At 75.5% G+C, this 13,477-nt stretch carries 8 protein-coding genes; all 8 read left to right on the top strand.

All coding sequences use genetic code 11. From position 1 onward, the window contains the following. Positions 1-2,525: SDR family NAD(P)-dependent oxidoreductase (locus ADK55_RS03655; RefSeq protein WP_159041273.1), on the top strand; the 2,525-nt coding region annotated here is incomplete at its 5' end. Then, complete coding sequence (locus ADK55_RS03650) at positions 2,518-7,059, top strand: type I polyketide synthase (protein ID WP_234349883.1); 4,542 nt, start codon at positions 2,518-2,520, stop codon at positions 7,057-7,059. The genes ADK55_RS03655 and ADK55_RS03650, both read left to right, overlap by 8 nt. Then, a complete protein-coding gene (locus ADK55_RS03645) occupies positions 7,049-7,381 on the top strand; it encodes a hypothetical protein (RefSeq protein WP_053675944.1) in 333 nt (110 codons plus the stop codon). The genes ADK55_RS03650 and ADK55_RS03645 overlap by 11 nt, the downstream gene beginning before the upstream one ends. 9 nt (positions 7,382-7,390) lie before the next feature. Beyond that, the gene (locus ADK55_RS03640) at positions 7,391-8,215 is read left to right on the top strand and encodes an alpha/beta fold hydrolase (protein WP_053675942.1); all 825 of its coding nucleotides are present in this window, start codon (positions 7,391-7,393) and stop codon (positions 8,213-8,215) included. Next, positions 8,212-9,378 (top strand): glycosyltransferase, encoded by a 1,167-nt coding sequence (locus tag ADK55_RS03635; RefSeq protein ID WP_053675940.1) that lies wholly within the window; start codon positions 8,212-8,214, stop codon positions 9,376-9,378. The genes ADK55_RS03640 and ADK55_RS03635 overlap by 4 nt, the downstream gene beginning before the upstream one ends. Continuing rightward, positions 9,375-11,309, top strand: a complete 1,935-nt coding sequence (locus ADK55_RS03630) for a class I SAM-dependent methyltransferase (RefSeq protein ID WP_063839432.1) — start codon at positions 9,375-9,377, stop codon at positions 11,307-11,309. Before ADK55_RS03635 ends, ADK55_RS03630 begins: the two co-directional genes overlap by 4 nt. An 11-nt stretch (positions 11,310-11,320) precedes the next feature. After that, positions 11,321-12,259 (top strand): hypothetical protein, encoded by a 939-nt coding sequence (locus tag ADK55_RS03625; protein ID WP_053675946.1) that lies wholly within the window; start codon positions 11,321-11,323, stop codon positions 12,257-12,259. A gap of 58 nt (positions 12,260-12,317) precedes the next feature. Continuing rightward, on the top strand, positions 12,318-13,477 hold a 1,160-nt coding region (locus tag ADK55_RS03620), incomplete at its 3' end, for an alkaline phosphatase family protein (RefSeq protein ID WP_053675938.1).

Here is a 13,477-nt window from a genome sequence, read left to right as displayed (position 1 = left end):
CCCGCCCCGTCGCGACCCCGGCTCCCCCGACGAGGCCCGGCATCGCGGCCGGCAACGGCCACGGGCCGACCGCGGCCCCCGGCCCCCGCGACGAGGCCGTGCTGGAGTACCTCCGCGGCTCCCGCCTGCTGATCGAGGCCCAACGCGAGGTCCTGCTCGGCTACCTGGGTCGACCCGACCCCGGTGCGAGCGCCCCGGCCGACCGGGGGCCGGGCGCCCCCGCCCGGCCCGAACCGGACGCGGCGTGGGACGACGGCTCCGCGTGGACCGACGGCCCGGCGTGGACCGACGGCCCGGCGTGGGTCGGGGCGGGCCCCGACGGACACGTACCCGCCGCGGGGGGCCCGGGCCGTTCCCCCGACCCGTGGCGGTCGGCGCCGGTCAACGGCCGGGAACCGGCGGCGGCCACGGCGACCGTGCCCGGCGGCGGGGTGGCGATCGAGGCGGCGCACCCCGATCCGTGGCGGCCGGCCGGCCCCCACCCCTTCGACGGCCCGGTGGACCGGCCGGGCGCCCCGGCGACCGCCGCGTCGGCGCCGCTGACCGCGGGCGAGGTGATGGACGTCGTCCTGGACATCGTGCACACGCGGACCGGCTATCCCCTGGACATGCTCGACCCCGCGCTGGACCTGGAGGCCGACCTGTCCATCGACTCCATCAAGCGGGTCGAGATCATCGGCGCCCTCGCCGACCGGATCGGCCTGCCCCGGGAGCCGGACGGATCCGCCGAGTCGGCCGTCGAGGAACTCTCCCGTCTCAAGACCCTGCGCGGCGTCGTCGACTGGGTCGTGTCCCACACCACGTCATCCGCCGACGGGCCCGACACCGCGACCGCCGGCGCCCGGGCCCACGCCACCGGCAACCCGGCGGCCGCCTCGACGTCGGCCGGCGCCCGGTCCGAGGAGCGCGCGCCCCGCCCCGCCGGGCCGCGACCGCGCCGCATGCGCGTGGACCTCGTACCCGTCGCACCGCCCGGCGGGGATCCGGCCGACCTGCGCGGGCTGCGGGTCGGGATCGTCGAGGACGGGCAGGGGGTGGCTCTCGCGCTGGGCGGGGCGCTGGAGTCCCTCGGGGTCGAGGTGCGGTTGCTGTCCGCACCCGAGGCCGGCCACGACGGGCTCGTCGACCTGTCCGCGCTGCGGGCCGGGCAGGGCGCGGGGCGGGAACCCGTCCTGCCCGGCGCCTTCGCCGGGCTCCAGCGGGCCCTCGTCGGCGGTGTGGGCCGGCTGATCCTCGCCGCCACCCCCGACTCGGGCCTGCACGGCTTCGCCCGCAGCGCCGCCCTGGAGTTCCCCGGCGCCCTGATCCGAGCGGTCGGAGTACACCCGAAGGAGGACCCGGCTCGCGTCGCCGCGCAGCTCGTCGCCGAGTTGAGCGACACCGCCGAGGCCCGGGACCGGTACGAAGCCGATGCGAACACCGACGCCGAGAGTGACGACGAGCATGACGGTCGTGACCCGGGCGCCGGCACCGCCGCCGCCCTCCACTCCGTCGTCTACACCGCCGACGGAGCCCGCGTCACCGCCCGGCCCGTACCGGCGGACCTCACCCCCTCCGGTTCGGCGCCACCCCTCGGCCGCGACTCCGTCGTCCTTCTCACCGGCGGCGCCCGGGGAATCACCGCCCGGACCGCGCTCGCCCTTGCCCGCGCCACCGGTTGCCACGTCGAGCTCGTCGGGCGCACTCCCGAGCCGACGGCCGCCGAGGACGAGCGGTACGGGCAGGCCACGGACCGGGTGGCGCTGCGCGCCGCGCTGGTGGCGGCGGGGTTGCGCACTCCCGCCGAGATCGAGGCCGCCGCCACCCGGATCCTCGCCGAGCGGGAGGTGCGGGCCACGCTGGCGGCCCTCGCCGGTGTCGCCGCCTCCGTGCGCTACCACCGCGCCGACGTCACCGACGAGCGGGCCGTGCGGGCGGTCGTGGCGGCCGTCCGGGCCCGGCACGGCCGGCTCGACGGCATCGTGCACGGCGCCGGCACCCTTCGCGACGGACTGCTGCGGGACAAGCGTCCGGAGGCCTTCGCCGAGGTGTTCACCACCAAGGTGGCCGGCGCCCGGCATCTCGCCGCGGCCGTCGCCGAGCACGGCGACACGCCCGCCCCCGCCTTCCTGGCTCTCTTCGGCAGCGTGTCCGGGGTGTACGGCAACCGGGGCCAGTGCGACTACGCCGCCGCCAACGACGCCCTCGACGGTCTCGCCCACACCTGGGCCGCGGGCTTCCCCGGCCGGGTGCTGTCCGTCGACTGGGGTCCCTGGGCGGCCGGGGCGGGCGGCATGGTCACTCCCGAGTTGGAGCGTGCGTACGGCCGCCGCGGCATCGCGGTGCTCAGCCCCGAGGCGGGTACCGCCGCCTTCCTCGCCGAACTCGCGGACGGCCACGACGTTCAGGTCGTCCTGACGGCGGCGCTGGACGAGGGGCACGGTGGTACCGGAGACGGAGCGGGAACCGTGCGCGAAGCCGGCACCGGCCACGACGACGGAACCGGCTTCGGGACCGGCTTCGGGACCGGGGGGCGCCGTGACTGACGGCCCGCGGCGCGGGCCGCGACCGACCGACGCCGCCATCGTGGGGATGGGCGCGGTCTTCCCCGGGGCCCCGGACCTGGCCGCCTACCGCCGCAATCTGCTCGCCGGAACGGATTCGATCGGCGAGGTCCCGCCCGGCCGCTGGGATCCCGAGGTCTACTACGACCCCGCCGGGGCCACCGGGCCGGCGCGCGGGGACCGTTTCTACTGCCGACGGGGCGGCTTCATCGACGGGCCGGCCGCCTTCGATCCGACACGTTTCGGGATCATGCCGTCGGCGGTCGAAGGGGCCGAGCCCGACCAGCTCCTGGCCCTGCACGTCACGGCCGAGGCGGTCGCCGACGCGGGTGGCGAGGACCGGCTGCCGGCCGACCGGTCGCGGATCGGGGTGGTGTTGGGGCGCGGCGGGTTCATGGGGGTTGCCACCGCCCGCTTGGACCAACGGGTGCGCACGGCGCACCAGTTGGCGCAGACCTTGCGTGAGGTGGCGCCGGAGCTGGGGGAGCGACGCATCGCCGAGGTGCGCTCCGCGTTCCAGGACGCTCTGGGTCCGGATCGACCCGACGCCTCGATCGGGCTCGTGCCGAGCTTCACCGCCGCCCGGACGGCGAACCGGTTGGACTTCCGGGGCCCGGCCTACACCCTGGACGCGGCCTGCGCCTCCTCGCTCCTCGCGGTGGACCAGGCGGTGGGGCTGCTGGCGGGTGGGCGCTGTGACGTGGTGGTCGCCGGGGCGGTGCACCACTGCCACATCGCCACGCTGTGGAGCGTGTTCACCCAGTTGCGGGCGTTGAGTCCGACCGAGCGGATCCGCCCCTTCGACCGGCGGGCCGACGGAACGCTGCTCTCGGAGGGCACCGGGGTGGTGCTGCTGAAGCGGCTCGCCGACGCGGAGCGGGACGGGGACCGGATCTACGCGGTGATCCGGGGTACGGGGGTCGCCGGGGACGGGCGCGCGGCGAGCCTGATGAGCCCGCTCGTGACGGGGCAGGTACAGGCGCTCGAACGAGCCTGGCGGGAAGCCGACTTGGATCCTCGCTCCCCCGGGGCGTTGGGGCTTCTGGAGGCGCACGGTACGGGAACCCCGATCGGGGACGCGGCCGAACTGGAGACTTTGGAGCGGGTGTTCGGGGCACCCCAGAACGGGGCGGGGCGCGTCGGCTTCGGGTCGGTCAAGTCGATGCTGGGGCACACCATGCAGGCTTCGGGCATCGCCGGGTTGATCAAGGCGGCGCTGGCGGTGCACGAGGGAGTCCTGCCGCCCACCCTGCACCTGGAGGAGCCGCACCCGGACCTGGCCCGTACACGGATGCGGCCGGTGACGGAGGCCGAGCCGTGGGAACGCGGCCCCGAGCCCCGGCGGGCCGGCGTCAACGCGTTCGGGTTCGGTGGAATCAACGCGCATGTGGTGCTGGAGGAGGCCCCGGGCGCCTCCGCGAACCCCGGCGGTGGCGCGCCGAGACCCGCGCCGCCGGTGCGCCGCTTCCTGCCGATGGGCTCGCCGCCCCCGACCTCGACTCCGACCGCGACCGGGGCGCGGGGACGGGAGGACGTGCTCCTGCTCGCCGGGGAGAGTACGGCCGACGTGGCCGAACTCCTGGCCGCCGGCGCGCCCTCGGATCTGTTGGGGGCGGCGTCCGGGGACGGCCCCTGCCGGCTCGCGGTGGTCGGGCCCACATCGCAGCGGCTCGCGCTGGCCGCGAAGGTGCTGGCGCGCGGGCGGACGTGGCACGGCCGGGGGGACGTGTGGTTCACTCCCGAACCCCTGGGCGGCCGGATCGCGTTCCTCTACCCGGGCCTGGAACCGGAGTTCGCGCCGGTCGCCGACGACGTCGCGGACCTGCTCGGCCTGGACCGCCCCCGGCTCGGACGCGGCGGGGAGTTGATGGAACGGGCGTTGGACGCCATCGAAGCGGGCCGGTTCTTCGGCCGCGCCCTCGGCGAAGTGGGCATCGAGGCGGACGTGTCGGCCGGTCACAGCCTGGGTGAATGGGCCGCGATGGTGGCGGCCGGGATGTACCCGCGGGAGGCCGTCGACACCTTCCTCGCCTCGTTGCGGCCGGGCTCGCTGAAGGTACCGGACCTCGTGTACGCGGCACTGGGCTGTGGGGCGCGGCGGGCCGAGGCGGCGATTCACGGCGAGGACGGGGTGGTGGTCAGCCACGACAACTGCCCGCACCAGTCGGTGGTGTGCGGGGATCCCGCCGGGGTCGCCCGGGTCGTGGCGCGGCTGCGGGCCGAGGGGGTGATGGGCCGGGAACTCCCGTTCCGCTCGGGTTTCCACACGCCGATGTGGGAGCCGTACCTGGGGCAGGTACGGGCGGCGTTCGACCGGCTTCCGCTGCGGCCGGCCGCGGCGGGGCGGGTCTGGTCGGCGACGACGGTGTCCCCGTTCCCGGCGGCGGCCGAGGAGGTACGCGAGTTGGTGGTGCGGCACCTGCTGGAGCCGGTGCGCTTCCGCGAGTTGACGCTGCGGATGTACGAGGAGGCCGGGGTGCGGCACTTCGTGACGCTGGGACCGGGGAGCCTGCCGGGATTCGTCGAGGACACCCTGCGGGACCGGCCGCACCTGTCGGTGGCCGCTTCCTCGCCCCGCCTTTCGGGCGTGGCGGCGCTGCGACGGGCGTGCGCGGCGCTGTGGACGCAGGGGCAGGCGCCGAAGTGGGACCGGCTGTCGCAGGACACCCCGCCGGACCCGCTCACGACGCCGGACCCGAACGCGACCCTCACGACCATCGCCCCGCCCGTGCCGGCGAGCCCGGTCGAGCCGATGGGCCGGCCGGTGGTGTCCCGCGCGATGCCGCTGGACCTGGGCTCCCCGCTGGTCCGCCTCTCCCCCGCCGCCCTGACCCGGCTGCGTGCCCGTGGCCCGGCCGGGGCCGCGAGCCCGGCCGGTCCCGCGAGCCCGGCCGGCGGCCAGGCCGAGGCCCCGTACCGCGGTGGCGCGAAGGACAGTGGTGGTGGCGGTGCGGAACAGGCCTCGGGCAGGGCGGTCCTGCGGCTCGGTCTCGACACGCTGCCCTATGTGCGGGACCACCGGGTCTACCTCCAGCCGGCCGGCTGGCCGGAGGAGTCCGACTGGTTCCCCGTCGTGCCCATGACCACCATGCTGGAACTGGCCTCGCAGGCCGCTCTGGCCCACATCGCCCGCTCCGACCGCTCCCACCGCTCCGACCACGACGGTGTCGAGGTCGTCGGCTACGAGGACGTCCGCGCCCTGCGCTGGCTCCCCGTCGAGCCCGCCCACGACATCGAGGTCCGCACCCGCTTGGACGGTCCCGGGCGCGTCCACGTCGCTCTGGGCGAGTACGCCACCGTCGTCGTGCTGATCGGCCGGTCCTTCGACCCGGCGCCGGCGCCCGACCCCACGCCGCTGCGCGACCCCGGCCCCGCCCCCGTCAGCGCGGACGCGCTCTACCGTGACCGGTGGATGTTCCACGGCCCCCGCTTCGCCGGCGTGCACGAGGTCCGCACCGTGGCCGCCGACGGCATCCGGGGCGTGCTGCGCGCCCTCCCGGACCCGGGGGCGCTGCTCGACGCCGCCGGGCAGTTGTTCGGGCACTGGATGCAGCTCCGGCTGCCGGTGGACCGGCTCGTGTTCCCCGCCACCGTCGACCGGGTCCGTTTCCACGGGCCGCCGCCCCCGCCGCACGCCCTGGTGGCGGCCACCGCCCGAATCCGGGAGGTCCGAGGGACCACCGTTCGGGGCGATCTCGAACTGTGCCGTCCCGACGGCCGGGTCTGGGCGCGGATCGACGGCTGGACGTACCGGCGCTTCGGCGCCGACGAGCGGGTGTGGCCGATGAAGTTCACCCCGGAGGTCTGCGGGATCGGTGAGCCGCAGCCCGCCGGATGGTGTCTGGCCCGCCGCCGGTGGACGGATCCCGCGTCGCAGGAGCTGGTGATGCGCCGCTATCTCGGGGCGGCCGAGCGGGCCGTGTACGAGCGGCGCTCACCACGGGAGCGGCCCGGCTGGCTGCTCGGCCGGATCGCGGCCAAGGACGCGCTGCGGGGCCTGCTGTGGGACGGCGGCGCCGGCGCCGTGTTCCCGGTGGAGGTACCGGTCGGCAACGATCCGTCGGGACGCCCCGTACCGGAAGGGCCGCTGGTCAGTGGAGTTCACCTCTCGATCGCGCACAAGGACCGGCTCGCGGTCGCCCTGGCCCACCGCACCCGGCCCGTCGGGGTGGACGTGGAGACGGTGACCACCGATCCCGACGCCCTGACGCGGATCGCCCTGGGTCCGGGCGAACGGGCCCTGGCCGAACGGCTGGCCGCCCTCGACGGGGGCACTCTGCCGGCCGCGCTCACCACGCTCTGGTGTGCCAAGGAGGCCGCCGCGAAGGCGGAGGGCACCGGTCTCGCCGGTCGCCCCCGCGACTGGCGGGTGTCGGGCGATCCCGGATCCGGCGTCCTGCGCGTGGTGTCCCCCGCGCGCGTCGTCCACACGGTCCGCTTCGACACGATTCCCGCGAGTCACCCCACCCCCCTCGATCACCTCGTCGCCTGGACGGAGCCCCACCATGACCACTGACATCCTCGCCGAGATCACCGACATGCTCGTGGAGATCGTCGGCGACGAGTTCCTCGTCGCCCAGGAGGTCACGATGCGCACCACGTTCAACGAGGATCTCGCCCTGGAGAGCATCGAGTTCGTGGCGCTCGCCGAGTCGCTGCACCACCGCTACGGCGCCGAGGTCGACCTGATGGGCTTCCTCGCGGAGAAGGACATGGACGGCATCCTCGCCATGTCGGTGGGCGAGATCGTCGAGCACATCGCCCGGGTGACGCACGGTTCCCTCGCGCGGGCGGCCGGCTCCCCCGCAACCGCCACCACCGCCGCCTCGGCCGGCTGAGCCGCCGCCGTGTCCTTCGTACACGCGAACGGCCTGCGCTTCCACGTCCAGCGGCTCCCGGCCGACGCCGGGGCCGACGCCGACCGCCGACCCGTGGTGGTCTTCCTGCACGGTCTCGTCGTCGACAACCTGTCCTCCTTCTACTGTCCGCTGGCCGTCCCGGTGGCCCGGTCCGGGTTCGAGACCGTGCTGTACGACCTGCGCGGGCACGGCCGCTCGGAGCGGCCGGCCACCGGGTACGACAGCGACACGGCCGTACGCGATCTCGTGGCCCTGCTCGACGCCCTGGGCCTCGGGAACCGGCCGACGCACCTCGTCGGCAACAGTTACGGCGCGACCCTCGCCGTGCACGCCGCGCTGGCCCGCCCCGACCTGGTCGTCGGGCTGACCCTGCTCGAACCGCCGCTCGCCGGGGCCTGGGTGGAGAACATGGTGGACACCCTGTCGGCCGCCGCGTTGAGCCTGGAGGACAGCCCGGTGCCGGCCGAGCTGCTCACCCTTCGGTTGCGGAAGGCCGCGAACCTCACCTCGATCGCGGACGACCTGCTCAACCGGACCAGCCTGATCGACGACATCGCGGCCAGTCGCGTCTTCACCCCGGCCGACTACGCCCGGTTGCGCTGCCCGACCTCGACGCTGTGCGGGGAGCACTCCGAACTGCTGCCGGGCGGCCGGACATTGGCCGACCACGCCCTGCGGGCGACGCTGACGGTGCTGCCGGGCCTGGGGCACGACGTGCTCAAGGAGAGCAGTGGAGTCCTGCGGGAGACCGTGCTCGCCCACCTCCAGACGACGGCCGCGTCGCGGGCGCGGACGGGAGCTCTGATCCGATGAGGGTGCTCTTCACGGTTCCGCCGCTCGCGGGGCACGTCAATCCGACCGCGGCCGTCGGGGCGGAACTCGCCTCGCGGGGGCACGAGGTCGCCTGGACGGGGCCGCCCGCGGAACTCGCCCGGCTGCTCCCCCCGCACGCGCGGATCCTTCCCGCCGGCGAGCACCTCGCGGGTGGCTACGCCGGGCTGCACGAGCGGTGGCGCGATCTGCGCGGGGTGGCCGCGCTGCGCTTCCTGTGGCAGGAGGCGCTGATACCGCTGGCCCGGGCGATGGAACCGGGGGTGCGTGCCGCGGCCTCGGAGTTCGCGCCGGATGTGCTGGTCGCCGACCAACAGACCCTGGCCGGGCCGCTCGTGGCACGTGGGCTCGGGATCCCCTGGGTGACGTCGGCCAGCACCTCCGCCGAACTCACCCTGCCCTTCGCCGGTTTCCCCAAGGTCGGGGAATGGGTGTCGCAGCGGATCGGCGCGCTGCTGAGCGAGTACGGCTCGGACGACGGCGGCTGGGATCCGCGGTTCTCCGATCGGCTGGTGTGGGTGTTCTCCACGCCCGAGTTGGTGGGTACCGGCGCCGACGTTCCGCCGCACCACGCCTATGTGGGTCCGGCCTTCGGGGCCCGGCCGGCGGCGCCCGACTTCCCCTGGCGGCGACTGGACCCGGCGCGCCGGCGGGTCCTGGTGTCGTTGGGCACGCTCAACCAGGAGGCCGGGATCCGTTTCTACCGCTCGGTGCTCGGAGCCGCCGAACACCTCTCCGAAGACGTCCAGTTGGTGGTGTCCGCGCCCGCATCCGCGCTCGGGGGCCGGACGCCCGCGAACGTGCTGGTCCAGGACGGCGTTCCGCAACTGGAGCTGTTGCCGCACCTGGACGCGGTGGTCAGCCACGGCGGCCACAACACCGTCTGCGAGGCACTCGCGCACGGACTGCCGCTGGTGGTCGCGCCCATCCGGGACGACCAGCCGATCGTGGCCCGTCAGGTCGTCGAGGCGGGCGCCGGCGTCCGGGTGCGGTTCGGTCGGACGGGGCCCGAGGAACTGCGCGACGCGCTCACGGCCGTGCTGGACGATCCCGGCCCCCGCCGGGCCGCCCGCCGCATCCAGGCCTCCTTCGCCGCGGCCGGCGGGGCCGCCGCCGCGGCCGACCGGTTGGAGAAGTTGTCATGACGCCACCCCCTTCGCGCCGGATCCGGTGGACCTCCGCCGCGGTCCTGGTCGCTCTCGGCGCGGGCACGGTCCGTTCCCACCGCAGGCTGCGTGCCCTCCCGGTGCTGCCCACGATCCCGCCGGCGGACTCGACCGGGGTGCCGCGCGCGGCCGGATGGCACCTGCTGACGGCGCGCGGGGTCGAGCCCGATCCGGCGACCTTCCTGGCGGCCTGCGCGCACGCCGACCGGGAGGGCCTGCGGGTGCTCGACCTGCTGCCCGGCGATCTGGCCGTCGAGCGGGCCCTCGGGCTGCTGCGGCTGGTCGATCCGACCCGGTACGGGGCCGACCGGCTGGGCGAGGGCCGCGGCGCCGGGTTCGCCGTGCTGGTCGCGGAGGAGGTGCTGACCCGGGCGGGGGTGGAGCCGGGCGGCGCGCCCCCGGAGCCGATGGAACTCCTCGCGCTGGTGCGTCGCTTGAAGGAGTACGCGCCCGCCGCGACGGGACTGGCCGTCGCGCCGGCGCTCCGCGCGGGCCGCCGGCCGGAGCCGACGGGTGCGGTACGGGCCGCCGAGCTGCGGGCGCAGGGCCTGCCGGCGGGCACGGTCGTCGCGGCGCAGCTCGCCGGGCTGGCCCTGCTCGCGGCCGTCGCCGCACGGCAGGGCCGGTGGGGCGCCGCCGCCGCGGGGCTGTACTGGCTCCAGCCGTACCTGGTCCTCGCCGGCCCGGGCGCGTCCCTGCGTCCCGCCGACCTCGCCGCTGCCGGCGCCGTCCGGCCGGCGCGCGCGCTCGGCGCGGCCCTGCGGACGGCCGCCGACCTCGCCCGCACGTCCCCGCCGGCCGCCGACAAGGACCGGGCCGTCGCCTACCGGGCCGAACTGGCCGCGGGCACCGACCGGTTCCTCGAGGCGCCCCGGCCGGACTGTCCGTGGTGCGGCTCCGGGCGGCTCGCGGTGCGGGTGCGGGTGCCGGACCTCCTCCAGGGCAAACCGGGTCGCTTCACCCTGGAGGAGTGCGGGGACTGCGGACACGTGTTCCAGAACCCCCGACTGACCCTGGAGGGGCTGGAGTTCTATTACCGGGACTTCTACGACGGTCGCGGGGGCGAGAGCGCGGGTTCCGTGTTCGGGCGGCTCGGCGACTCGTACCGCAAGCGCGCCGGGATGCTCGAACCGTACGGCGAGCCGGCGTCCTGGTTGGACGTGGGCGCCGGGCACGGACACTTCTGCAACGCGGCGCGGGCCGTGTGGCCGCACACCCGTTTCGACGGGCTGGACATGGGTGACGGGGTCCGGGACGCCGAGCGGCGCGGTTGGGTGGATTCCGGTTTCCAGGGCCAGTTCCCCGAGTTCGCCGCGAAGTTGGCCGGCCAGTACGAGGTGGTGAGCATGTACCACTACCTGGAGCACACCCGGGATCCGCTCGCGGAGCTGGACACCGCGGCCGCCGTACTGGAGCCCGGCGGGTTCCTCGCGATCGAGCTCCCGGATCCGCGGTCGCGGATGGCCCGCCTCCTGGGGTCGTCCTGGCTGCCCTGGTTCCAGCCCCAGCACCAGCACCTGATCCCGGGTGCGAACCTGCGGGAGGCACTGACCGACCGCGGCTTCACGGTTCTGGCCGAGGAACACGGTCCGGCCCACCAGGGCAACGACTTCGTCGGCGCGGTGGCCCTGACCACGACCCGGCTGGTGCCCGACCCGGACCGACCGTGGGCGCCCCCGGCGGGGCCCGGGCGGCGGGCCCTGGCCCGCGCGGTCCGCGCGGCCGCGCTGCCGTGCCTCGCGGGCGCGGTGGTGCTCGACGCGGTCCGCACGGTCGCGGCCCGCCGCATGGACGGCGGCAACGCGTACCGGATGCTGGCCCGCAAGGACGGCGGCGACCCGTACCCGGCGCCGGCCCGCGCGGACGGCGACCCCGCGTACCCGAAGCCTGTCCGCCGGGACGAGCGGTGACGGCGGGCCGGGTGGGCACGGTCGGGCCGGACCTGGCCCGCCGGGCCACCGCCGACCCCCTGTTCCGGTTGGTGGCGTACGCGCTGGAGGCGGCGCACGGACTGCGCCCGACGGCCGTCTGGAGCGCCCCGTACGCCTTCCATCTGGATCGCGAGGTGTGGCCGGCGGGCTCCGGGGGCGGCCCGCACCCCGGTCCCGGGTCGGTCGCGGGCGCCGGCTGGCCGGTCGCGGCGGCCGCCGCGCCGCGAGACGACGGGCTGGTTCGGCTCAGCTCGCTCGCCCACCCGGCCGACGGGTGCGATCTGCCGCTCACGCCGTCGGGGCCCGCGCCGAGGACGCCCGCCTGGGCGGTCCGGCCCTACGCGGTGCTGCGGGCGCTGGCCCGCGCCGGATACGGGCGCGGCGGCTGCGACCTGCACGTCCAGGGCTCGTTGACGGAGGCCTCCGGGCTGGACACGGCGGAGTCGGCGGACTGCGCGGTGGCGCTCGCGGTGGCCGACGCGCACACGCCGCCGGGCGTGGATCCGGACCGGGCGGAGCTGGCCGGGCTGCTGGCCGAGGCGCTGCCGGACGGGGACCCGGCCCTGCGCCGCGCGGCCCTGTTCACCCGCCCCGGGCAGGCCCTGCTGCCGGGGGGCGCCGACGCTCACCGGTACGCGTCCTTCGACCCGGCGGCCTCGGGCGCGCGGCTGGTGCTCCTGGTCGTGCGCGGCGACCCGGCCCGATGGGCGACGGAGTCGGCCCGGGCCGTGGACCGGGCCCGCGAGGCCGGGGCGTCGCGGGCCTGGTCGCCCGGGAGGCTCCCGGGACGGAGCGTGCTGATGCTGCTGCCCGAGGAACGCAACACGGCCGTCCGGGCCGCCGTGGCAAGGGAGTTCCGCGATCGGGCGCGCCCCGCGCCCCGGTTCCTGAACATCGCCGTGGCCGGAGCGGCCCGGCGCGAGGAATGAACACCGGCACCCGCCGGCGCCCCTGCCGGCGTCCCGCCGCATCGAGGAGGAGACGTCCATGCCCATCACCGCGAGACAGCGGACCCGAAGGTCCGCGCCGATCGCCGCACTGGGGGCGTTCGTGTTGCTCGCCGCCTTCACCGTCGCCAACTCTCAGGCAGCGGATGGTGGTGCGCGGACCACGCGGACGCGTTCCGTGGCGACCGCCGACGCCGCGCTGCCGAGCTACGACCACGTGGTGGTCGTCGTGTACGAGAACAAGCAGTACGGGGAGATCATCGGCAGCGCGAACGCCCCGTACATCAACCAGTTGGCGAACGAGGGCGCGAGCCTGACCGGCATGAAGGCGCTGACCCATCCCAGCCAGCCGAACTACTTCAACCTCTTCTCCGGCGCCACCCAGGGCATCACCGGCGACGGCTGCTACACCCCGCAGTCGATGACCGCCCTCAACCTGGGCCAGGAGGTCCTCGCTGCGGGCAGGACGTTCGTCACGTACAACGAGGACCTGCCGGGCCAGGGGTCCACGGCCTGTACCAGCGGGCAGTACGCGCAGAAGCACAATCCGTGGTTCGCCTTCAAGAACGTCCCGCTCGACACGGGGAAGACCTGGGCGCAGTTCCCGCAGGGCGATTTCGCGTCGCTGCCGGACCTGTCCTTCGTCGTGCCGAACCAGTGCAACGACATGCACTCCTGCCCGGTGGCCACGGGTGACACCTGGACCAGGAACAACCTCGACGCGTACGCGCGGTGGGCGAAGGCCAACAACAGCCTGCTGGTGCTGACCTGGGACGAGGACAACTACCTCGGCTCGAACCGGATCGCGACCGTCTTCCACGGCGCGAACGTGAAGACCGGCGCGTACGCGAGCGCCTACAACCACCATCACCTGCTGCGCACGCTGGAGGACCTGCTCGGGACGGCGACGCACGCAGGCAACGCGGCCAACGTGGCACCCGTCACGGAGGTGTTCGGCGGCGCCACGGAACCGAGCCCGACGCCCACACCCACGCCGACGTCGGGTGATCTGCGGATCGTCGACCCCGGCCCACAGACCTGCCGCTTCAACCAGACCTGCACCATCCGACTCACCACCACCGGAGGCACACCCCCCGTCCGCTACACCACCACCACACTCCCCTGGGGACTCACCCTCGACCCCACCACCGGCCGCATCACCGGCAAACCCTGGACCACCGGAACCCACCCCATCACCGC

It is taken from the genome of Streptomyces sp. WM4235 (assembly GCF_001279725.1).
GTDB lineage: Bacteria > Actinomycetota > Actinomycetes > Streptomycetales > Streptomycetaceae > Streptomyces.
The sequence above is the reverse complement of the archived record's forward strand: the minus strand, read 5'-3'. Positions and strand labels throughout refer to the sequence as shown.